Source organism: Alkalibacterium psychrotolerans, from assembly GCF_054784355.1.
This window is the reverse complement of the sequence record NZ_BAAGPH010000075.1, coordinates 1-1,202: the sequence shown is the minus strand read 5'-3', so window position 1 is coordinate 1,202 and position 1,202 is coordinate 1. Positions and strand designations below refer to the sequence as shown.

Annotated in this window: 1 protein-coding gene and 1 pseudogene; both read left to right on the top strand. The window is 33.2% G+C overall.

The window, feature by feature from the left end; genetic code table 11:
• The first annotated feature begins 114 nt into the window (after positions 1-114).
• Positions 115-834, top strand: coding sequence for an Abi family protein (locus ACYVLS_RS08950; RefSeq protein ID WP_460323719.1), 720 nt, complete (start codon positions 115-117; stop codon positions 832-834).
• A 134-nt stretch (positions 835-968) separates the two neighbouring features.
• A pseudogene (locus tag ACYVLS_RS08945) lies at positions 969-1,202 on the top strand (transposase); the annotation flags it as partial.

Sequence of the window (1,202 nt, the reverse complement as noted above, 5' to 3'; positions counted from 1 at the left end):
CACCTTTACCATATCAGAATGGGGTTCTTTTTTCATCACTTAACAGGTGAAAATGAAAAAGTAAATTTAAGCTGCCGTTAGGCAGTTGGCACATGTTTCAACGAAAAGTATGAATTGTTCAGGTTACTTCATGCTATTGAAAAAATAGAAGTTTCTTTAAAAACTAAGATATCATTTATTTTGGGGAATCATTACGGACCGTACGGTTATTTAGACTTTTCAAAATGGGTAAATAGGCAAGCAAACTCTAGAGCCCGTGTTGAATCAAAGCAAATTGATTTTAAGAAAAATTTGAAAAAGTCTATTCACAAATCAAATTATTCTGATGTAAAATCAAAGGAAAATAAAAACGAAGACGGCTTTCCTACAGTATGGCTTTCCATCGACATTTTGATGTTTGGAAATTTAGTAAGTATGGTTGAGTTAATGAATATGAAACTCCAGAATGAATTAGCTTCTTTTTATAAGTGTAGTAGAAAAGAACTTATATCATGGTTGAAGTGTTTAAATTTGATAAGAAATTTGTGTGCACATAATTCAAATATTATTGATATCAAGTTAAAAACTACACCGATAGTTAGGACTAACTGGAATAATATTTTATTTCATATAACTGATGGTAAAGGCGATAAAAGGGCAACTAATAGATTAGCGGTTGTATTTTGTATTGTTTACCACATGGTAAATGTGATTAATGAACAATACAAATGGAGTAACTTAAGCAATAATGTGTTCAACATTTGTAACAGGAGCGAAAAGAAAGCTAATCTTTTAGGATTTGAAGATTTTGCAAGCGCTAAGATTGTATTTCGGAAAGATGCTTATTCTATCTAATTGAGCCAATTTCATAATTATTTGTCGTGTTTAACACCTGATAAATCAACTTTTTTAAAACATAGAAAAAAGGAACCCCCCATATGGTACAATTAGGTTGTCGACTAAGACACGTACTCCAGGAGGGATTCCTTATGTCCATTATACAACAATCCACTTTATTTGACATTGATTTTTTAGAAAAACTTGACGTTCAGGAGAAATACCAAGAAATTCTCTCCCCACTTGAGTGGGGAAAAGCATTAGCTCTATTCGAAAAAGAATCTCGTGTGGGTCCACCCGTCAAATTGAACTATCAAGCGCTCCTCCGTTCCTTGATGGTGCGTATCCATGAGAACATTCCGACACAAAAAGCACTGATTGCACGT